This window comes from Streptococcus oralis subsp. dentisani (assembly GCF_007475365.1).
Lineage (GTDB): Bacteria > Bacillota > Bacilli > Lactobacillales > Streptococcaceae > Streptococcus > Streptococcus mitis_AX.
Map to the genome: position 1 here is coordinate 1,105,110 of NZ_CP034442.1, position 21,994 is coordinate 1,127,103.

Consider the following 21,994-nt stretch of genomic DNA (forward strand, 5'->3'; position numbering starts at 1 on the left):
AAACAGGATGAAGATCACCTTCATCCTGTTTTATTTTGTAATCAGAAATTATTTTTACAGTAGGTATAAAAAGGCTAGGGTCAAGAGACTTGCTAGAAGCCCAACTCCCCAAAAGAAGAAGTCAACTTTCCACTCGCTCCAAGGATTGCCCTTGCCTGAGAATCCTCCAAGCTCAAAATGATGATGCACAGGTGTCATACGGAAAATACGCTTCCCGCCACTAAGTTTGAAGTAGGTAACTTGCATCATAACAGAGCTTGTCTCAAAGACATAGATAATCCCAATCAGTAAAAGAGTCCATTCTTGGTGGAGGGCCATAGAGATTGCTGCCAGCATCCCACCTAAAGCCAAACTTCCCACATCACCCATGAAGACCTTGGCAGGCTTGTGATTAAAGACGAAGAAGCCTAACAAACCACCAATCATGGAAAGAATCACAAGTAGGATATCGAGTTGATTTTGCATATAAGCAATCACACCGTAGGCTGACAAGCTAATCACCACGGAAATACTCGCTAAGCCGTCAATCCCGTCAGTCAGATTCACCGCATTAGAAAAACCTACCAGCCAGAAAAGGGCAAAGAAGATATAGAAAATACCCAGATGAAGAGGATAGCCAAAGACTGAAAGCATGTCACCACCACGCTCATAAAAGAGGTAGAAAATCACTCCTCCAAGCAGCTGGAGAGCAAGTTTTTGCTTGGGATTCAAGCCCTCGTTGATCTTGCGAAAGACCTTGAGGAAATCATCCAAAAAACCTACCAAACCATACAAAACCAAGATAAACAAAATCATGCTAACATTGTTGGTCAATTGTTGGGTAAAGAGAGCGACAAGGAAACTCACAACTACTGCAACGATCAGGAAGACAAGACCTCCCATAGTTGGAGTCCCAGCTTTAGCTTGGTGTTGCTTGACATCCTCGTGCATCTGCTGACCTGTAATCTGTGCTTTTCGATAAAATCGGATAAAGGCTGGAATGCCGATCAGGGTCAATAGAAAGGCAAGAATTCCAGCACTAATGGAACTAATCATCTTAATCTCCTAAAGTTACTTTCAATTTTTTGATATCTTTGAGGGCAGTATTGGCACGGACACTTTGTTTCTTGACCGTTTTACCACTATCTTCCCACTCGATTTCTATATTCAGCCATTTGGCAAATGTTTGCACATTTTCATCTGTCCAGCCGTACATATCAGGCATTTCTTCGACCTTATCTGACAGGATCAAGATCTGCTGATTGGCTTCCAAATTATCTCCTTCAGAAACCGAGAGTTCCTTGATTTTAGTTCCTGTTCCGATAACGATTGGTTGGACAAGGTTACGACGTAATTCCTCTGCTAGGTCACCCGGAGTAAAGTCCTTGGTAGATGGCATAGAATAGCTTGTCGTCTTGCTGACCTGATCCAAGTTCTTGGCAGTTGACTGAAGATTGAGGGATTCTTTCATAGCAGAAGCTCGCTCAAGGATTGGATTGGCAAACTCCCCAAGCTGAATACCTGAATAATGCTCTGGCTGTTGCACCGTCACATAGAGGATAAAGTCAGGATTTTCTGCAGGATGCATCGACACAACAGAGAAGATATAGTTGGTTTCACCTGTCAGGTAACCTCCATTTTTCTCATCGGCAATCTGAGCAGTCCCTGATTTCAGGGCGACATTCTGACCTGGAACATTGACAGTTGCTTTTCCTGTGCTATGGTTGTACATGGTACCATAGACAGGATCTGTTCCGACCATGACCATGTGGTCTCGAGTAGAGGATGCAGCCGCTTTTGACACAGGATTTCCGACAATTTCCTTTTGAGACTTACGAACAGACTGGTCATTTGGATCATATAGGGCACTGATAAATTTCGGCTCCAACATAACCCCATCGTTGGCAATGGCTGTAAAGGCACGAAGCATCTGGGTCTGGGTGACAGAGATCCCTTGTCCAAATGAGCTCATGGCGATATTGACAATGTTATCCGCAGGCAATTGACCTGTGTACTCATCTGCCAGACCAAAACGGGTCGGCACCCCAAACTTAAAGCGGTTAAGATAGTCCAGCCAGGTTGCATCTCCCATCTTTTGCTCAAGCAAGGTCATCCCGATATTACTTGAGTGGGCAAAACCTTGAGAGAAGGTCATGGTACCACCACTGGTCAATCCTTCATTGACGTCCCAGTCTCGAATAGTCGCATCTGCTATTTTCAATTCACTACTGTTAAAGTATTCCCCACCAGGGAAGGTATTGTTATCAATGGCTGAGGCCAACATCATCACCTTCATGGTCGATCCTGGTTCATAGTTACTTTGATAGAGGATATCACGCCAGACAAAGTCTTTTGTGATGCCATCCTTGGTATCGGCATTGAAGGTCGGCCGTTGAGTTGTAGCCAGGATTTCCCCTGTCTTAGCGCTAACCAAGGTAGCTGTCATATACTTGCCTTTTACCTTTTCCTGAAAGGCATCCATCTGTGTTTCCATAAAGGATTGCAAGGGACTAGAAAGGGTTGTGTACACATCTTTTCCATCTACTGTTTGTTGGGAAGCTTGATCTGTACCTGGAACAATATTTCCCAAACGATCCTTCTCATAGGTGATGATCCCATCTGTACCCGCCAGAATGCTATTTAGGGAACTCTCCAATCCAGATGTCCCAATCAAACGTTTGGTGCCATCCTCATTTTCATGGAGTTGCGCTAAACCGATAAAGGAAGAAGCAAACTGTCCATTGGGATAACTACGGTTAGGGCTAGTTGTAAAGTCCACTCCCTCAACGCCAGCAGTTTTTAGGTCATTTTTAATAGCCATCATATTGGCATAGGTAATCCCATTTCCCTTGGTACCAAAAGATACCTGTTTTAAATCTGGCTGAGAAAGCTGTTCTTTGACATAAGACTCCTCCATATCCAGATACTTATGGAAAATTTCAGCTACCTTATTAAATTGAGAATCCTCTACATAGAGAATTTTGCCTGTTGCTGACTTGTAGGTCTTGTCAATAACGGCATAGATATTATACGAAGTCGCATCCTCTGCAATAGGTGTCCCATTTCGATCGTATATAGTCCCTCGTTTTGCAGGAATCGTCTTGGTTGTTTGGTGAACCTTTTTAGCTTCTTGCACCAAGTCCTTCCCAAATTTTTTACCCGTTCCGATAATGACCGCAAAGTTGACCAAAAAGACAGCGAAGAGTATGACAGCCAATAAACTCAGGCTTTTCCCTACTCTTCGGCGGTTTTCTTCTGGAGATTTACGGTTACGAACGGCATAACGGATGATTTTTTCTTTCCACTTTTTCATTTCTTACTCCGCTGCTCGGATATTTTCGTTATTCAGCTGCAAATCCTTGGAGTTTGCAATCTCTTTCAAACGTTCTGAACGAATCAATTCATTGACCTCTTGCTTGGCATCGTCTAGCTCGGTTTTCTTTTCTTCGATTTGAGCATTGACCTTGGTCAATTCATTCTGAACTTGTAATAGCTTGGTCTGCATAAACACAACACTAATTGCCAGGATAATCATTGTTGCAGCAATCGAAACATAGAAGGCCTTTTCCACGCGTGAAAAACCTTTAAACTTCGTTTGCAATAACTGGCTTGTTTTTTCGATTCTTTCTGCCATGTTTTTCCTCTTACTTGTGAATTTTTCTAGCCACGCGCAACTTGGCTGAATGCGAACGATTGTTGGCTGCTAGCTCTTCAGCACTTGGCAAAATTGGCTTACGGGATACCAATTCCATCTTAGGCTTAAGGTCATCTGGAATGAATGGCAAGCCTTTGGGAACTTCCACTGTTGAAGCTTCTTTAAATAGTTGCTTAGTCAAGCGGTCTTCCAGCGAATGGAAGGTAATGACCGAGATTCTACCATCCAGAGCCAGCATGTCCATGGCCTGCTGGATGGATTCATCTGCTGCGCCCAGCTCATCATTGACTTCTATTCGGATAGCCTGGAAAATCTGCTTGGCAGGATGCCCCTTTTTCTTGAGCTCCTTGGCTGGCTTGGCTGACTTGATAATCTCTGCCAACTCCGTCGTTGTCTCAATTGGTTTCACCTCACGCGCTTGCTCAATCTTACGGGCAATCTGTTTAGAAAACTTATCCTCACCATACTTGAAAAAGATCCGAACCAAGTCATGATAGTCATAATGATTGACCACCTCATAGGCCGTCAGACTAGCTTCCTGATTCATCCGCATATCCAGTGGCGCATCCTTTTTATAAGAAAAGCCACGCTCACGCTGATCCAGCTGAGGACTGGACACTCCCAAGTCATAACAAATTCCATCAATTTCCTGGACATCAGCCTCCTGCAAACGTGCCTGCAAATGACGGAAGTTATCCTTGATAAAAGTCACCATCCCTTTTTCGATATAGGGTGCCAAACGTTTTTGCGCATTGTCAATAGCATTCTGGTCCTGGTCAAAGGCATAGAGATGCCCTTTTTCGCTCAATTTACTTAATAAATATTCGCTATGGCCTGCTCCGCCCAAAGTCGCATCAACGTAGATACCGTCAGGTTTTACGTTAAGCATATCAATCGTTTCATGAAGCAAGACCGTTACATGATGAAATTCTTTTGTCATATCTTATCTATTTTACCACAAATCTGACCAGCTTGCACTTGTCAGACAAGGCTAAGTTTCTTCGAAAAAAATTCTCAAAAAAATGTCGTGTATACTTGACATCTCTTCCCCGAAAGAATATAATATAGTCAAATATATGCGACATATCAGAAAGGAGACCCTATGAATCGTGTGAAAGAATTCCGCAAGGAACTGGGCATTTCCCAGCTCGAGCTCGCCAAAGATATCGGTGTCTCGAGACAGACTATCAACATGATTGAAAATGACAAGTACAATCCAACCCTGGAACTCTGTCTCAACCTCGCCCGCAGCCTCCAAACTGACCTCAATAGCCTCTTTTGGGAAGACGATTTTTAAAAAAGGAGCAAACAAATGAAAAAAGAAACTCTCACTGAAAGACTCATCAAACGCACATACGGCATTTCTGATCCACTTGACGAATACAAACGACGCGAAGCTGATCGTATCGGTAACCAAGTCTTTATCTTCCTATTTTATCTGATGATTTTCGGCAATCTTATTCCGCTCGTTCTGGCCTATAAATATCCTCAACTAGTGGCTCTAGTCTATCCTCCTCTGATTTTAGTGATTGCCCTCATCACTGCTGGCTATGTCACCTACCAAATGCAAAAAACAGGGATTACAACTATTGAACCAGATATGCTGAGTGAGAAAGAAAGTAAGCAACTACACTACCCAGGTCTTAAAGCGGGTGTGTTCTTTGGCCTATGGATGTTTTTTATAACCCCTCTTCTCCATATACTTATAGGTGAAGGGCAGGACTATTTTCATTCTCTTCTTACTATAAGAAATGCTTTAACGAGTATTCTCGGTTCTGTTTTCTTCGGAGTGAGCATACAGTTCCTCATCTCCCGTCGCATTGCAAAATCCAAGAAAGATCAGGAAGACGACTAGGAGGTGCCTTATGAAATCACTAGCTAGACTACTGATCAGTCATGTTTTTATCAGTATCTTTATTACCTTTTTCCTACTTTCTGAATATATTGAGCATCCTTTCTTGATTATCTTTCTTTTATTCCTTCCTGTATTGAACAAGGGACAGAGATTCCAGAAAATCCAATCAAAAAAAATACGTCTTCTAAACGCATCTCTCTGTTTTATCCTCGTATCCTTTCCACAACTTTTAACAAATCCTATGGATTGGAGATACCTGGTATTTCTAATAATCTGTATCATTTTTAGTTTGGTTTACTTCTATACTCTCTATCAACTCTTTAAAGAAGTCAATCAAAAATCGCTCATTTAGGAGGTTACTCCCATGAAAAAAGAAGATTTCACCACTCGCTTACTCAAACTATTCTTTCACATACAAGGTCCCTTTGATGAATGCCGCCAAGAGATGATCTACAGGGCTTGTTCCCGTGCCTTAATCCAAATCGTTTACTCCTCCCTCCTACTCTTCTTGTTCTATCTCCTATTTGGACGCTTCATAGAGTTGGTTCGAGATGCCATGCCCTACCTCTATTTTGGACTTATCTTCGTCCTCTCATCTAGGGCAAGACTAGCAGTTCGCGACTTACGTTTAGACAAGGATGACCCGTCCGAAATCCATCACAAAAGCTACAGCAAAAGCCAGATCAAAGTTCGTAGTTGGGGTGTATTCATCAGTATTCCAATTGGCTTGTTTGTCTTATCAGCCTTTTACAAACTCTTTGTTCAGCATCTTCCCTTAGATACCTTTGGGGATGACCTCTTCCATTTCGATAAAATGCTCCCTTTACTAGTGTTGGGATTGGGTATTGGTGCCATCTTTGGAACCATGACCTATGCCTTTTTATCGGAACGCGTTAAAAAATAGACCAAGATTCGCTAATTTTTCGTTTTATAGGTTTGAATGATCAAATTAAGTACACCATTTACCACAAAATACTTCATAAGGAGTTTCCCTATTAAGACATTACTTAGATAAGAAGGGAATTCAATCATCAATATTACGCAAGGGCAACAATCCAGACAATGGCATAATGGAGTCTTTCTTTAGCATTTTAGAATCCGAGATGTTTTATGATTTTGAAAAGGCGATTGTCAATTACATCAATTACTACAACAACAAACGAATTAAAGTCAAACTAAAAGGACTTAGTCTTGTGCAATACAGAACTAAATCCTTTACTTAAATTATTTGTCTAACTTTTGGGGTGCGGTACAATAGCGGGTGGTTTAGTTGTCAGTAGACTGGAATTGATGATATTATGGTCTCCTTATCTCAAATACTGCTGTATGAACCCACTCATTATGAATTTGTAAGTCATTTTCTATCATTCTACTAAAGGTGAAGCCATTTTTTAAAAGCACCCTCTGAGAGGCTAGATTACCCGTTGCCGTTCCTGCAATGATTCTATTGAAACCATAAGTCGTAAAGGCCTTGTCTAAAACGAGCTTAACTGCTTCGCTAGCATAACCTAAGTTACTAACATTTTCCCCAATCCTATACCCAAGCTCTGCTGTTTTCCGATCACCCTCTAAGACACTTAAATTGATTCTCCCGACCATAACGCCTTGCGAATCTCTAATAAGATGCATATAGACATCACGATTCGTTTGTTCCGTTAACAATTCCCTTGTAATTTCTTTAAAACCTTCTAAATCAAAATAGTTAGCTGGTCTAGGAGGTAAATTTCGCTCAAAATACTCCCGATTTTCTTTTTCAAAAGCATATACATCTAGACTATTTTCTTCAGACAGCAACTCTAAACTGATCATTACAAATCCTCTTCCATCATTATCCACACTCAAATTTTTGTATGTTGACTCCAGCTAAAATCTTCGATAAACTGACAAATCTCCCCTTCTCTTCTTAGTAAAAATATCGTTAGACTGACCTATCCCTAGCAACTCCTACTCTAATTTTTGCAACAGCTTTACAACTTGACGATTTTCAATCCTCACATAGTATACACCACTATCATTGACAAGTTTATCCTCTTTATACTTAGCAATTTTTACAGCATAAAGACCTCTTGGTAAGGGTTGGTTGGCAAAAAATTCCTTCATGAGTGCTTCAAGCTCTTTAAGATAGTCATCATACAAGAGATCTCTTTTTTCTTTTGGAACGAAATACTGAAATTCAAATGTCGGTATAAAAATCTCTTTTTGGAAAAGATATTGAGCATCCATTGGATACATTCCTTGCAGAGCTTGGCCCTTACTTTGATTTTCCTCTAATATTTCATTATAAAGATAGATATTATCAGATTGACTATTGAATTCAAAACCAATACCTTGATACTTCAAATAAGGCAGTTTAGGATCTTTGATTGAACTGTCCAGTGTTTTTAAAAATTCGCTGGTGCCTGGACTAACCTCAATCCCTAAATAGGCTAATTCTGGGAAAACATCATAAATTTTTTTATAATTTTTGTAATTAACCTCTGCATCTGTCTTTCTATATGTTTTAATTTCCGAAAAACGAGTATAGTATTTAAATCGAGTTTTAACCTCATAGGTTTTTCCGGCTATATTTTCACTATAGGTACCATGGATTATAAATCCTCCTACACTTGTATAGTTTTTCTCGTATTCCTCTAACTCAAACTGTCCTGTAAGACCATAATTTTGATAAGAACGATGCACAGCTTGCTCAAGTTCAGTTCGACTTGCATGGGCAAATAGCCCCCACATATCAATTAGAGCAAAAATTGGACTGAACACTGTGAAGATTACGATTGGGATCACTATGGATAAGCAACCTATTAATAGCCAATTTCTTTTCTTGGCGTTTCCCTCAGATTTTTTAGCAGTTTTCTGTTTCTGTTTTAAGATTAGAATGAGCAAAACCAAAATCCCTAATACTAATAAAACCAATCTACAATCTCCTTTTATTTTAGATAGCTGCTAACGGATGTATAGGAGACTGACAGAAATACTCATCTCACCTGATAACTTATCCTGAATTCCATAAACTCGTCTGAAATGAGGAGCAACTCTTGTCCCATTATATCACATGAGCGATACCGTGAAAAGATGAGAAAAGCCAAAAACACCCCATGGTGTGAAGCATGAAGTGTTGTAAATGCTGTATTGTAGATGGTTCTTAACGTTTAGAGAACTCTGGCTAGCTTTACGAGCCTTTTTCAAGCCTGGTTTGAACAGTCTTGGTTTTAGGACATCTCAAAATCGCTTAATAGCAACCTTTAGAGGAGTTTCTTCCGATTTTGATTTCAAGAAATAAGAATAGATGTATCTAAAATAGTGAAATTTCTTAACGCAAAACTTTCAATCCTATCCTCTTCCTTCTTATCCTAATAAAGTTTGTAATATCGGAATAACAACGATAAATAGAACCGTACTTAGAGTCACCACATTCGTAGAGAATTCCACATCTCCTTTTCCCTGATTCGCAAGGATCGGAAGAACAGCTAAAGCTGGTGTAGCAGACTGAATCATAAAGGTCTTAAATTCTACTGTCGCCATATTTGGTGCAAAGAACTTCAATACAAGAAGCATGATTAGAGGAGCTAGGATAAAGCGTCCAACCAAAGTGACAATTGTATCTTTATCAAGAGCAATGGTATTCAAGCCTGCCTTAGCAAGAACAATACCAATATAAATCAGAGATAGGGGAGTGACGATATTTCCAACATAGGTTAAGGTATTCGTTGCGAAATCTGGAATAGAGATTCGAAGAATCAAAAATAGTAGAGCCACAAGAAAACCTACAAGCGGAGCTGGTAGCAATTTCTTCCAGTCAAATTTACTTGTCTCCTTACTTTGACCCGATTTACTATCGCTCGTCATCAAATACACGCCCAATGTCCAGGTGGAAATCGTATTGGTGATATAGTAAATTAAGAAATAAGGAAGAGCCTGATCCCCAAAAAGAGCAACGTTTAATGGTAAACCAATAAAAATAGTATTGGCATTCACAAAGGTATTAATCATGGTCCCTCGCCGTCCTGGACAGACCTTGAAAAGCCTAACCGCAATATAAGCTACGATATATCCCAATTTAAATGCTACAAAAGTATAAAGGAGGCCTCCAGAAAGACTGATTAGCTTATCTAGCGTTAGGTATTTCATCACCGACACAAAGATTGATGCTGGCAAGGCTACATTCATGATTAAACGAGACAGGTTAGGTCCAAAGTTATCTCCAAACCATCCCCTCACCTGAAGAATGTACCCCAAAACAATAATAGCGATAATCGGAATGATACTCGTAATCGAGGTTAAAAAGAGCGACATAGGTATCCTTTCTAAATTACTTAAGTCCACAGCCTATATAAATCTGTCGGTATAGAAGGATAGCTGCAGAAATGAATTATTTATACTCTGGATACCACTTCAAATCACGAACTGCTTTGGCCATATCTGTTTCCTTAGCGCGTGCAAGACCTTGCTCTTGCGCTTTTTTAGCGACTGCTTCTGCTACTCTAATAGAAACATCTGCTACATATTTGAACGGTGGCAAAACAGGAGCTCCTGGTTGGCCTGGATTGACAATACCACTCAATGAATGAGCTGCTGCTCCAATCATTTCATCAGTTAAAAGACTTGCTTCAGAAGCCAGCATACCTAGACCAAGACCTGGGTAAATCAAGGCATTATTGGCTTGACCAATCACATAGTCGACACCTTTATAAGAAACCGTATCAGCAGGAATTCCTGTTGCGACAAAAGCTTTGCCATCTGACCATTCAATCAAATCTTTGGCACTAGCTTCAGCTAGTTTGGTTGGATTTGACAAAGGGAAGATCATCGGACGCTCTGTATTTTCACACATAGCCTCTACTATTTCTTTAGTGAAGGTATTAGGTTGAGTCGAAGTTCCTACAAGAATGGTTGGCTTCACAGTCTTCACTACTTCAAGCAGGTCAGTCAACTTGTCTGCGTTACTAAAGTCAGCACGTTTCTTAGCAAACGGTTTTTGTTCAGGAGTTAGGTCATCCATGTCATCAAAGAGAAGACCTTGTTTATCAACCATAAAGAAACGTTTATAGGCTTCTTCTTCAGAAAGACCTTCACTCACCATTTCACGAAGAACACGAGAGGCAATTCCTGCACCCGCAGTACCACCACCATAGCAGAGATAAACTTGATCTGTTAATTTTTCACCACTAATATCCAGTGAACCAAAGATACCACCCAAGGTAACGATTCCTGTACCTTGAATATCATCATTAAAGGTCGGAATTTGTTTCCGGTATTTTTCAAGAATATTGGCAGCATTCAAGCGACCGAAGTCTTCCCAGTGAAGGTAGAGTTTAGGAAAGAGACGTTCTGCTGTTTGAACAAATTGGTCAATGAAGTCGTAGTAACGATCTCCGCGAACCCGTTCGTGACGATTCCCTAAGTAATTAGGATTGTTACGAAGTTCTTCACGATTAGTCCCTGCATCAATTACTAAAGGAAGGACCATAGAAGGATCGATTCCAGCAGCACCCGTGTAGACCATCAATTTCCCAACAGAAATATCGACACCATTTGTTCCCCAGTCACCGATTCCAAGGATTCCTTCTGCATCTGTTACAACAATGAGACGAATCTCGCGATTCCCAGCAGCATTTTTCAAAGTGGCTTCAATATTTTCAGGATGATTGATATCAAGATATCCCGCATATTGTGGATCTACAAAGAGATCACTATAGCCTTCAATGGTATCTGCAATAGTTGGATCGTATACAATTGGATTGAATTCCTCCAAATGTTGAGAAAAGAGGTAATAGAAAAGAGTCCGGTTGGTATTAAAAATTTCCATTAGGAAAAGACGCTTTTCCAAATCATTGGCTTTTGTTTGCATTTGTGCATAAGTTTGCGCCGCTTGTTCTTCAATCGTTTGAACATACGGTGGCAGTAAACCAATAAGGCCTAGTTCCTTCCGCTCCTCTAATGTAAAGGCAGTCCCTTTATTTAGGAAAGGATTGTTTAAAATATCATGTGCAATCATAGTGCAACCTCCTTTTTACTTCTATTATACCACTTAAAACGAATTGTTTGGAAAACTTTGTTGTTTGAAAAATACAATTGTGTACGCATATGTTATAATGAGTCTACGAGAACGATTTCTAATAAGCTCTTTTATACTTAAAATACCATTATTAATGACACTTTAAGTTGTTATATTTTATAAAGTTCTGAACTTATAAAACTCTCAATGATCACTCTTTACTAAAAGCTTCGAGTAAAAGAAACTAATCTTACAAATTGGCAATCCGAATTAAAATAAATATCATATAAGTTTGTTATACAATACTTTGTATTTTTTAAGATGTTTTTTTGTCATACAAAACTTGTATTCTATTTATATGACGAATAAAAACTATTTACAACAATATATTTCCCAAAAAGTGAAATATTTTCGAACACAGAAAAAAATGAGCCAGGAAGAACTTTCGGAACAAGCAGGACTTGGGCTTAAGTATATCAATCAACTTGAAAACCAAAATGTGAATCTGACCATTCACAGTCTTGAAAAAGTGATTGTCGCCCTAGAGATGACCCCAGAGGAATTTTTCAATTTTGATAGCCTTGAATCAACCTCTGATAAGACCGACAATCTTTCACTCAAAAGAATCAACATGAAGATTAAACAGCTCCCTATTGATAAACGAGAAAAGATGTTGGTCATTTTTGAAAGTATCTTAGATAACCTTTGATATCCCTGACTCACTTACATTTTAACCGGTGAATACTCGTATAGTCAAATTGTAGGATACGGATAAAAAGTATTTATCTGATGATTTCCACTTATTTTCCTTCTCCAGCTAATGAAAGTGAGCCTATATGAATTTAAAAGATCTACAATATTTTTATGACCTCTGCCAACTTCAATCCTATACGGAAGTAGCAAAACAACATAAAGTCAGCCAACCATCTATTTCTTATGCCATCAAGCGCTTAGAGGAATCTTTTAATTGCAAATTGATTCACCATGATCCCTCACATCGATCCTTCAAATTAACTACTCAAGGACAAATCCTTCTGAAGCATACAGAAAAGATCTTACCTGAGATCATTTCTACTCGCAAAGAAATCAATCGTTCCTTGGCACAATACTCTACTGTAGGATTCCCTCCTATTATCATTCAGTATCTCTTTGCTGCCTTAAACGGAAAAGATAAATTCGACTTTTTAAAAAAGGTACGTCCTATTCGTGGTGGATCCGTAGAATTATTAAATCTTCTCCTTAAGGGAGAACTAGATGCGAGCTTACTCGGATTGATTGAACCACTCAATCATCCTTCAATAGAGACACATGAACTCTTTCATAAAGAACTGTATGTCGTTTTATCTAAGAACCATCCTCTTGCTACTGCTCCTTCCCTCACTTTTGAAGAATTAGTAGATCAATCCTTTATCCTCTTAGACGAACACTTTGTTCATCTAAAAGCTTTTGAACTACTTAATCAAAAGCATCAAAACAAGGCAGAAATATTCTTTAAGACTGATGACATTGTCATTCTTAAAGAACTTTTAAAGAAAGGGATTGGCGTTAGTTTACTGGCTGATATCGCACTTTCTGATGAAGATGATGATTTAATAAAAATCCCTCTAATACCGGAGGACCAGATAACATTTACAGTTTATTACGCTTATCTCAAATCAGCTACACCGTCATCAGAAGTAGAGGACTTATTTAATCTCATTAAATCATATGAATAGAAAAAACTCTAACTATCAACTACCTGATAGCTAGAGTTTTTTACATTATAGGTATTAGACTAAAGTACGAAGAAATAGGATATGATCGCCGAATTTTTCATTTACCTGATACCATTCAACGAGATTCCCAATTATAAATCTACAAAATGTCGATAAAAAAGAACACCCCGAAAGGTGCTCTTTGTAAGTATAGTAATTCTCTCGAATTAACGTTTACTAAATTGTGATGCTTTACGAGCTTTCTTAAGACCTGGTTTGACATAGTTTTGTTTCAACAAATTCTAAAATAGCTTTTTATCAATATCTTATAGTTGCGACTATCTTTTTAATTTCAAAAAATTTGTATAAGTTTTTATTGAATGAGGGAAATATCAAGGAAAAAAACTTAGCTATTACTACTCCCGAATAGAGTTTCTCACTAAGTAATTTATAACGGTGGCATAAATTTGTTTTTCTTGTAAAAATCTAAGAGGTCAGCATTATCTATTCAAATCATATTGTCAATCTGATTTAAATTAATTATTTTAGGTGCAGATACTGCTTTTATAATTGCATAATCCTTTATATTCAAGGAAGAATCATAAAAACATCAGTTGATAATCAAGTCTAAAATTCATAACTTTAATCAAAGTTAACAAGTTTATAAAAATTCTCCTACAATTTGCACTAAATTAAAAGACTAATTCAATTGACATCCTGAAACTTTGCTTAAGTTCCCACACAATATTATTGAAGGAATATTTTGATCCTGATAAAGAAGCTGTACATAGTTGATTTTATTAGTAATAAGCCTCATGTAAACTAACTATAATTATTTTCTTTAAATATTAAGTAACTAGCTCATTTAGCTTACCATCCAAAAATACACATAAATTGTCAAATTCTACTGCATTTTTTAAGAAAAAATCAGAAATTCTAAATTCCCAGTAAAAGTTAGCAATACGCTCCGCAACTCTATTACACTCTTTAGCTTCCTTCTTTATTTCTTCTAAATAAGCAGTTAACTTCCGTCTATCTACTGCCTGAGCTCCATTATTTGTCAACTTCACCACCAACCTAATTGAGATATTTAAAAATGTTTTATGAGCTTCTTTAGAATAGGTATTTCCCAATTGATAATTTTTCCAAAACCTATATAATCTATTTTGAAGAACAGAATCACTATAGCGATTACTAGCGAATTTTACTTCAGGTCTATAGATTAATAATTCTTGATTAGCATTTCGATCAGTAACAAAATTAATTTCTATATTTCTAGTAATATCATAAGATTCAAAATACAAGTTGATTTCAGTATCGGTATTGTTCATTCCCATTCTTGAATGTAGCCACGTATTACAGTCACGGCATGCCAATATCATATTTGCTGGTAAAATTATAAATTCTGCAGCCTCACTTTGTGGAAGTATATGTTCTGTCGTGATAAAGCTAGGAAATTGCCTTTCACAAAAAGGACAAATCGCTTCAGTATCAGTCATTTTAGTCAAACAGGTAGGTAAAAATTCTTTAAAATCAGATGAAAATTTCGTGTGAAATGCTTTTAATTCTTCTTTAGATAATTCCAAAAAGTTCTCACTTTTACCAAGCAGATACAGTTTTCTTTTTTTAGCTAGACTCAAATATTTTTTTTGCCGATATTTCATATACAATTTATATCTGCCATCTGTTATAAATTTATTTGATACATTAGTCGGATCCTTTGAAGATATCCTATTAATAACGTGCATCATTTTACCAAAGTATACAAATCCATTAACCTTCTTCATTTCTATATAACCAATCTATATATGCATTATTACCTAATTGTTCAATTTCATTATCAGTCAAAGTATTGTAAGATGAGATAATTGAATATCCATTTCTAGATTCCTCTAGCCCATAAACTTTATTATACAGTGTAAGCAAATCTTCCCCAAAAGTTTTATCTGGAAAAATACTTAACTTACCATCTTTTAAATTAAATACACATTCATTTGGTAACTCTTGAATTACAATAGGTGAATGCGTTGTAAGCACACATATACTGTTTTTTTCTTTAGCAATTCTATTAATTGACTGAATATATTGCTTTATCATTGGAGGATGCAAAAATGTTTCTGGTTCATCTATTAAAATAACAGATTTCTCTATAGAAAACATGATCAACCCAAGCAAAGAGATTGATAATATTTTTTGTCCTGAACTAAAATTCTTTATACAATATAGATCATCTCTAGTAATTTCTCCTTTTTTAATAATTGCAGTTATTACATCAGCAAAATTATCATTAGGAAATAAACCTGAAAGTATTGTGAATAGTAATTTTCTTTCTTCAGTTTTAATTGGATTAAAAAATTCAAAAATAGTATTTTGTAATTCTAATAATAGAATATTGTCATTATTAATTGAACGAAAATTCACTGTTTCATCTGGTTTTAATCCATAGTAATAGTTCATTAATTCATTCTTTTTTTCTATATCCTTTTTTAAATCAAGTATTTCTTCTTTTTTATTTTTAGAATATGTAGCTCTAATTTCCTCAGTATAGAGTTCTTTAATTATATATTTTTTTTCACAGTACATCTTAGGTAATAATGAATCAATCATTATACTAGCTGTTTTTAATGTTATTTCCGGAATACCTAAAAATTCTAATTTTTCTTTTGTTTCGTATATACTGTTGCTTCGAAAGTCGAAAGGACTAAACGAAACATACAGCAAGTGATTAACAGCTGTTGAAAAATAATAATTTTCTTTTGGACCAGTTAAGAAATTAGCAACTAAATTATCTAAGAATCTAGTCTTACCGCAACCATTTTTCCCTATAATAGCGTATGTATTACTTGGTAAATGTTGAAATTTTTCTGAAGTCAATATAAATGATGAAACATATTCTTTAAAGTGCCTTATTTCCATTGATATATGTCTATTTATATCTCCATAATCTGATTGCCGAGCTAAGTCATTTAAGATAGTATCAATCTCATTTCTATTAATACCTCGCATAAAAGACTTAACTAGATTCCTAGGTATTGTTTTTTCCATCCTATGAAATAACTTAGGACTAAAGGCTAAATCATTTACTAACTTTAACCATTCACATTTTACTTCGTACGTTAATTCATTTGTTAAAAATTCATAATACTCTTTATTCCCTACAGAAAATTCTATTAATTTTATAGATTCATTAAATAGCATCTGATTTTTTTTTAACAACCTAATATTATTTCCATAAATATCAATATATTTTATTGGGAAACGATACTCAAGATTCTGGTCACGATAGTTAAGATACAACATACAATTATTTCCATAATCAAACCAACCAGCATCCTCAATAGAAATTTTATCCAAAAAATCTATTAAGGATGATTTTTTTTTATTCTCCATCCAACTTACCTCCATATAGTTTTTTTAAATACATTCATACCTTCAACAAAACATAGAAATTATCATTCTATTTAACTTTAGATTCTATTAAAATAATAATCAAATTGTTTCTTGTTGTTAATTTCAAATTGTAAACAAGCAATTGATAAATATTATTTTCATATAATTCACAATAGCTTCTTATCAGTATTGAAGGAGATTGCTACTTACTTTTAATTTCCAAAAATATGAATTAGGATATTAGAAACATATCAATAATAATCGCTCAAAATAAACTCATAAAGATTAGTATTTAAAAACACCCTCTTATATTATATCAAAATATATTCTAATATAAACCTATCAGCGAGTAGAAAACTTAATAACATTTTACAATTCTACTATAACGGATTTATTCCTTTTGGTGTTTACACAACTTATTTTACACTGACTCATAAAATAATGACATCAAAATCATATCATCATTTTTTAGCTATTTCCATTAATTTTACGTAAACGGTAATTTAAGTTCCAATTCAAGAAAAATATAACAAAAAATACGCAAATCAATTAAAATTTACGCTTCTTATTTTTGATAAATACTTTTAACTAAATCTCCGAAAAATAAGTATTTTCTCGAAAGATATTTAATAGTGACTGACAGCATCTATATTATACTTGTGATATTTATTTGGTATAATGTTGAAAGGAGGAAGTGAGATGAAAAAATTATTCGTATTAATATTGGTATCTATGTCTACATTTTTGCTAATGGCCTGCTCTAAGCAATCAGATAACTCCTTAGATGGAGAATATTACTGGATAAATGAAAATAGAAATGAAGTAGCTTTTGTTATATCTGGGGATACGGGAATCATTAAACATGGAGAGGCTGAAGGATTTACTATAGATAAAGAAAAATCAACCATTCAATTATTGGGAGAAAATATCATTAAACTTACAAAAAGTTATACTTTTAAAGATGATGTATTTACTGTAGATATCTCAGGTATGAAACACGACTACTATAAAAAAGATAGCAAGGTCTATCAAGAAGCTTTAAAAAAGTATGGCTATCAATAATATACTCGAAAATTAGAGAAAGCCATGCTTAATTCATAAGAACACTACATTCGAGTGTTCTTTTTTGTATCCGTAAAATATTTTAAAATACTTGTTTATAATCTGTATATACCGTTCAGAGTTATTTTTAATCATTTGAGAATTATTAGAGTAATCATATAATTTCTTTTGATATGATATAACCATGAAAAATATAAAAGAAAATAACATCCAAAAAGCATTATGGCATATCAAACGCCATTGTTAACAAATAGAAAACAACCACTCTAACAGCGATATAACAGCTGAACTATTCCATTTAAAAGCAAGTATTGAAATTTTAATTCGAATTTTCAATGATGAAAAACCCTACCCAAACTTGGATAGGGTGGATATATTTTAACAAAATGCTAAAATATTAACTAAAAATCTAAGAATACTTATTTGAGATATATTGGAATTAAAATAATGTGAGTAATTCAACTTCAATTAAAATAAAATCTCAAATATTCAAAATTATCTAGAACAAATCATCTGCAGTCTTAGCTTCTTGCAATTTTGAAAAAGTTGTATATCTACTTCTTTGAAATGCAGTCTTATCTTTTCCAAGATCTATTGGTCTACTAAGTTGTTTTGCTTCTCCATCAAAGTAAATAATTTTCTTTTTTGAATTATAGGGCGATGTATCTACATTATCAACAACCGCATAGTGGGTTATTTTCATTTTTGGATATGTAACGTATGCTGCAATGTACTTAATGTATTCTTTCCGACCTTCCCAGATTGCTACGTCATACCATCGATTTTCACCTAAAAACACTTCTTTAAAGCCTTCTTCATTAGCTGGTACAATAATAGTATCTTGAGATTTATAAAGTTCCTCAGGTGTAAAAATAGCCGAAACTTCATTCTTCAAATCTGAATCTTTACTCATACATCCAATTATAACTTCTGTAAGCTTATTAAGATATTCCAAAATAGTGTTGCAATTTTTAGCAAACATCTCATAATCTTCTTTTCTAAATTCATTACAATGCGCTATCTTATTTCGTTGTGTATAAATTTGTTTTAATAATTTTTGGAATTTTGCATCATCAATAGAAATATTTGTAGCATTATTTTTAATAAATCGGTCCCAATTAGTTTTCGGAATTTTGTTTGGTATCTCGCTTACTAAGCTTATTTTTTTTTCTTCATCATTCTCATTTAAAATTTCATCAATAATATCAGCATAACTAGTGTCACTGTAGTCTGTAAATAAAAACTCACGAAGTTGATCAAAATTTCTACTGTAGAGAACTTTGTTATCTGATTTATCTTTATCACTTGAAATATTCAATATTTCTCTAACTTCATCGAGCCAGTTAGGGTTGCTAAATGTCATCAATTCAGTTATAAAAGCTCGTAAAGCAGTCTCTACCTCATGTAATATAGAATATGCTTTTGAACTATATACTCTTGAAACACCATCATCTAAAAGTACAACCCTATCATTTCTAAACTTATAAAAAATACGATTTATCTCACTGTTAATTTTTTCAGCAGTCAGTAATTCCTTACACTTAATTTCCATTGTAAAATAAGAATTAGCACTAGACATCCCATTATTTATTGTTTTTATCTTACATGCAGCTTCAAATTCATTAAATTTGAGAATCTTTTTGTTCAGATCTATTTTAATACTTGATCGCGATTGTAATAAATTACTCAGTTTCATTGTACTTTCTAGTTCCGAATCGACAATAAATAGATATTTCATTTGCACATTACACACTACAAACATCCTCCTAAAATTTTATTCCATTATAAAAATTATAAAGCAGGTTTTAATTTTAAAAACTCTCTACTCTTTTAAACTGTTCTTTGTACTTATTTATAAAATTCTTAATTTCTTCAGAAAATTTGACATTTTCTTGTTTCTTAGTATTGATTTTACTTCTATTATCAAAATTAAACGAATTACCTTTTTCAAAAGGACGTCCATTTCGAAAGTATATTGCTTTTGTTTCAACTGCAAATGCTTTCTCTATAGCTTTTCTCTCTTTATCTTTTGTCTCCCCTGAAATAAAAATAAATTTAAAATTTTTGAACTTTCTTTTAATCTCCTCTCCATATAAGAACTCTCTATATGATGTAATTACCCTATATGAAAACAACTCTTCTTTAAAATAATTTACATACATACGTTCATTCAGTTCATCTTTAATCCCTTCCGTTAAGAATTTTTGAGCAGCCTCAACATCATCTTTAATACTATACATCTTTTGTCCAACCTGTAGACAGTAATAAGTTTCGTTGTTTGAATCTTTTCTCATTCCAAATAAAGCCCATACCCCAGGTACATTAAATTCATGTATGTTTTCTTCTGTTATTAATATTAAATCGGCAAATAAATCCATAATTTCATTGCTCTTGTATAAACTTAAATACTTAATATTAGTTTATTATAATCAGTCTCTCATTTCAACTCTTAAATGCTGATTCAATTGAATAATATGAAAAATCAATAAGTGCTAACTAAAAATTTTAACAAATACTCACTTACTTTATAAATACTTACTGTAATATATAGATGTTTGCAGAAAGTGAGAATATTATGGAAGAACAAAGAAACTGGAAAAAAGATTTTTTACCTTTAAGAAAGGACCTGTATTATATATTTTTAGAGAGCACTTTCAAACCTTATCAAGAGGCTCATACTAACAAGATCTATTTTGAGTTTATACCATCCCAGCTTGAAATAAGTTTTATAGAGGAAATTGCTCGGGAAAAGTCCTAGTTTACAAATGATAACAATCAAGATGACAACCCTCGCGAAAACGCCGAGAAAATTAATAAACAAATTACAAAAACATATATAAATACAACTGATATAGTTAATAAGACAGTTGGTGAGATTACTTTTAGAAATCTTAAAAAATAATAAAATAAATCAATAAATTATTTACATTTTTCCTACCACTAATTATTTTTCGTTTAAATCATCTGATTGCAAAAATAATTTATTTCCCAACAAATTCTACTTTCATACCATTCCCTAATTCTTGCAGATAGAGCTTTCTATCTTCTACTCTGTGTTGATTTACAATTTCCTTTATTTCTTCTGAAGCATTAGTCTCCGTACTCGACCATTTATATCTTCTACTATCATCAAAAAATCTCATTTCAAAAGTCTTATCCTTACATTGCTTTCGAGTTTTAAGACCTATCTCACTTATTTTCAAACTTATCAAAAATTCCTCTGCTATTGATCTGACAGCCTGATAAATAGGATTATTTTCTGGAGTCTGATCGAAATTATCCATAATACCAAGAGAATTTTGTTTTGATAACAAGAAAAAAGATTCCTTTAGTTCAGGGTCAACATGTGCACCACCATCATTATTTGCTACAAAAAGAATAATATCCTTTCTAGTAAAAACATTACTCTTATCGTCAAATATCACTTCATTCCACCAGTCATCAAATGTATAACAAAAATAACGATTATCCTTATCATAAATAATATTTGGTAAATACTGGATACCATCAGGACAAAGCTGTAGTGTTAATAATGTCCATGATGTCAATAAATTAGCAGGATTATAAAAACTGCTAGACGAAAAATATATTAAATTAATACCTATTTGTCTTACCAAGGACTTAGAATACTTAGTTTCATGCAGTAATATTCTTAAACAAGAAGCGATTCGTCTTGCTTCATTTTCACTACCATTATCAAATTCATTAACCTCTCTAATCAAAAAATTAATTTGATCATCCCAATATTCTTTCAGTTCATTCTTTTTTCTCTTATACTTCACCATAAAAAATGAAAACCTCCATAAAATCTATTACTTATCTTAGTATTTTATAAATTAGAATAAGTACTTAAATTTTTAACAACCTTTAAATATATTATACTACTAATAAGAAGAAATTTAAACTTTAAATTAATTTTAAAGATTGAAAAGTAATCAGGGAAATTCTTGATTTTTAAACAAAAAAAGACATCCAAGAGATAATTCTTGAATGTCTGTAAACGTTGATATAATCGTATTGATTAACGTTTTGAGAATTGTGATGCTTTACGAGCTTTCTTAAGACCTGGTTGGATACATTTATATTTGAATAAGTTTCAAAATCCCCTTTAAATCAGCGTTTCTCCGCTTTTTTTAGAAAACTAATTTCATCTAATTTGAATAAGTTTCAATTAAATGGTGTGAATTTTACCCTAAAAATACACAAATTGAGCTAGATTTTACCAAAAAGTTCACACCATTTGAATTATTATTGTTTTGTACATTTGATATACGGAATACAATATAAATTATCGCAAATATCTTTCAATATACTCTATGAAGATACAAGGTTCTATACTGCTACAGCTTAACCAGTTATGCATCAGA

Annotated in this window: 21 protein-coding genes and 1 pseudogene; 9 read left to right on the top strand and 13 right to left on the bottom strand. The window is 34.5% G+C overall.

Going from position 1 to position 21,994, the window contains the following annotated elements; all coding sequences use genetic code 11:
- Positions 1-54: 54 nt before the first annotated feature.
- The 4 genes from mraY to rsmH are packed head-to-tail and all read right to left on the bottom strand — an operon-like array spanning position 55 to position 4,574.
- Positions 55-1,035: a phospho-N-acetylmuramoyl-pentapeptide-transferase gene (gene mraY / locus EJF26_RS05555; RefSeq protein ID WP_000625789.1), complete on the bottom strand. Its 981-nt coding sequence runs from the start codon at positions 1,033-1,035 to the stop codon at positions 55-57.
- Position 1,036: 1 nt separating this feature from the next.
- Positions 1,037-3,292, bottom strand: coding sequence for a penicillin-binding protein PBP2X (pbp2x, locus tag EJF26_RS05560; RefSeq protein WP_000758880.1), 2,256 nt, complete (start codon positions 3,290-3,292; stop codon positions 1,037-1,039).
- 3 nt (positions 3,293-3,295) lie between these two features.
- Positions 3,296-3,613: a cell division protein FtsL gene (ftsL, locus tag EJF26_RS05565; RefSeq protein WP_000840795.1), complete on the bottom strand. Its 318-nt coding sequence runs from the start codon at positions 3,611-3,613 to the stop codon at positions 3,296-3,298.
- A gap of 10 nt (positions 3,614-3,623) precedes the next feature.
- Positions 3,624-4,574: a 16S rRNA (cytosine(1402)-N(4))-methyltransferase RsmH gene (rsmH, locus tag EJF26_RS05570; RefSeq protein WP_000159435.1), complete on the bottom strand. Its 951-nt coding sequence runs from the start codon at positions 4,572-4,574 to the stop codon at positions 3,624-3,626.
- Between the two features lie 162 nt (positions 4,575-4,736).
- Here rsmH and EJF26_RS05575 point away from each other — a divergent pair, with 162 nt between their 5' ends.
- The 5 genes and pseudogenes from EJF26_RS05575 to EJF26_RS05595 all read left to right on the top strand — a co-directional run.
- Positions 4,737-4,931: a helix-turn-helix transcriptional regulator gene (locus EJF26_RS05575; RefSeq protein ID WP_001082470.1), complete on the top strand. Its 195-nt coding sequence runs from the start codon at positions 4,737-4,739 to the stop codon at positions 4,929-4,931.
- A gap of 15 nt (positions 4,932-4,946) precedes the next feature.
- Positions 4,947-5,489: a DUF3278 domain-containing protein gene (locus tag EJF26_RS05580; RefSeq protein WP_000712421.1), complete on the top strand. Its 543-nt coding sequence runs from the start codon at positions 4,947-4,949 to the stop codon at positions 5,487-5,489.
- A gap of 10 nt (positions 5,490-5,499) precedes the next feature.
- On the top strand, positions 5,500-5,841 hold the full coding sequence (locus EJF26_RS10110) for a hypothetical protein (protein WP_000838123.1): 342 nt from the start codon (positions 5,500-5,502) through the stop codon (positions 5,839-5,841).
- 12 nt (positions 5,842-5,853) lie between these two features.
- Complete coding sequence (locus EJF26_RS05590; RefSeq protein WP_000711219.1) at positions 5,854-6,393, top strand: DUF3278 domain-containing protein; 540 nt, start codon at positions 5,854-5,856, stop codon at positions 6,391-6,393.
- A 100-nt stretch (positions 6,394-6,493) separates the two neighbouring features.
- A pseudogene (locus tag EJF26_RS05595) lies at positions 6,494-6,712 on the top strand (IS3 family transposase); the annotation flags it as partial.
- A gap of 73 nt (positions 6,713-6,785) precedes the next feature.
- Here EJF26_RS05595 and EJF26_RS05600 read toward each other — a convergent pair.
- From EJF26_RS05600 to EJF26_RS05615, 4 genes are all read right to left on the bottom strand, one after another.
- Positions 6,786-7,298, bottom strand: coding sequence for a GNAT family N-acetyltransferase (locus EJF26_RS05600; RefSeq protein ID WP_000624241.1), 513 nt, complete (start codon positions 7,296-7,298; stop codon positions 6,786-6,788).
- Positions 7,299-7,433: 135 nt separating this feature from the next.
- Positions 7,434-8,399, bottom strand: a complete 966-nt coding sequence (locus EJF26_RS05605) for a hypothetical protein (protein ID WP_000243686.1) — start codon at positions 8,397-8,399, stop codon at positions 7,434-7,436.
- Positions 8,400-8,831: 432 nt separating this feature from the next.
- Positions 8,832-9,779 carry an AEC family transporter gene (locus EJF26_RS05610; RefSeq protein WP_004246742.1) on the bottom strand — a complete coding sequence of 316 codons (948 nt, stop codon included), beginning with the start codon at positions 9,777-9,779 and terminating at the stop codon, positions 8,832-8,834.
- A 76-nt stretch (positions 9,780-9,855) separates the two neighbouring features.
- Positions 9,856-11,481 carry a malolactic enzyme gene (locus EJF26_RS05615; RefSeq protein ID WP_000560191.1) on the bottom strand — a complete coding sequence of 542 codons (1,626 nt, stop codon included), beginning with the start codon at positions 11,479-11,481 and terminating at the stop codon, positions 9,856-9,858.
- Positions 11,482-11,839: 358 nt separating this feature from the next.
- Between EJF26_RS05615 and EJF26_RS05620 the strand changes: the two genes are divergently transcribed.
- Complete coding sequence (locus EJF26_RS05620; protein ID WP_025168989.1) at positions 11,840-12,190, top strand: helix-turn-helix domain-containing protein; 351 nt, start codon at positions 11,840-11,842, stop codon at positions 12,188-12,190.
- 127 nt (positions 12,191-12,317) lie between these two features.
- Positions 12,318-13,196 carry a LysR family transcriptional regulator gene (locus tag EJF26_RS05625; RefSeq protein ID WP_001049301.1) on the top strand — a complete coding sequence of 293 codons (879 nt, stop codon included), beginning with the start codon at positions 12,318-12,320 and terminating at the stop codon, positions 13,194-13,196.
- Between the two features lie 827 nt (positions 13,197-14,023).
- On the opposite strand, the gene EJF26_RS05630 is transcribed toward EJF26_RS05625, so the two are convergent.
- Positions 14,024-14,962, bottom strand: coding sequence for an HNH endonuclease (locus EJF26_RS05630; RefSeq protein ID WP_000757489.1), 939 nt, complete (start codon positions 14,960-14,962; stop codon positions 14,024-14,026).
- On the bottom strand, positions 14,949-16,565 hold the full coding sequence (locus EJF26_RS05635; protein ID WP_000428257.1) for an AAA family ATPase: 1,617 nt from the start codon (positions 16,563-16,565) through the stop codon (positions 14,949-14,951). The genes EJF26_RS05630 and EJF26_RS05635 overlap by 14 nt, the downstream gene beginning before the upstream one ends.
- Before the next feature lie 699 nt (positions 16,566-17,264).
- On the opposite strand from EJF26_RS05635, the gene EJF26_RS05640 reads away from it, so the two are divergent.
- On the top strand, positions 17,265-17,627 hold the full coding sequence (locus EJF26_RS05640; protein ID WP_000732925.1) for a hypothetical protein: 363 nt from the start codon (positions 17,265-17,267) through the stop codon (positions 17,625-17,627).
- A 499-nt stretch (positions 17,628-18,126) separates the two neighbouring features.
- On the opposite strand, the gene EJF26_RS05650 is transcribed toward EJF26_RS05640, so the two are convergent.
- Positions 18,127-19,323: a DUF8743 domain-containing protein gene (locus EJF26_RS05650; RefSeq protein WP_185962787.1), complete on the bottom strand. Its 1,197-nt coding sequence runs from the start codon at positions 19,321-19,323 to the stop codon at positions 18,127-18,129.
- A 115-nt stretch (positions 19,324-19,438) separates the two neighbouring features.
- On the bottom strand, positions 19,439-20,005 hold the full coding sequence (locus EJF26_RS05655; protein ID WP_000362844.1) for a hypothetical protein: 567 nt from the start codon (positions 20,003-20,005) through the stop codon (positions 19,439-19,441).
- 173 nt (positions 20,006-20,178) lie between these two features.
- On the opposite strand from EJF26_RS05655, the gene EJF26_RS05660 reads away from it, so the two are divergent.
- The gene (locus EJF26_RS05660; protein WP_125844512.1) at positions 20,179-20,385 is read left to right on the top strand and encodes a hypothetical protein; all 207 of its coding nucleotides are present in this window, start codon (positions 20,179-20,181) and stop codon (positions 20,383-20,385) included.
- A 223-nt stretch (positions 20,386-20,608) separates the two neighbouring features.
- On the opposite strand, the gene EJF26_RS05665 is transcribed toward EJF26_RS05660, so the two are convergent.
- Complete coding sequence (locus tag EJF26_RS05665) at positions 20,609-21,412, bottom strand: hypothetical protein (protein WP_000241823.1); 804 nt, start codon at positions 21,410-21,412, stop codon at positions 20,609-20,611.
- Positions 21,413-21,994 lie beyond the last annotated feature (582 nt).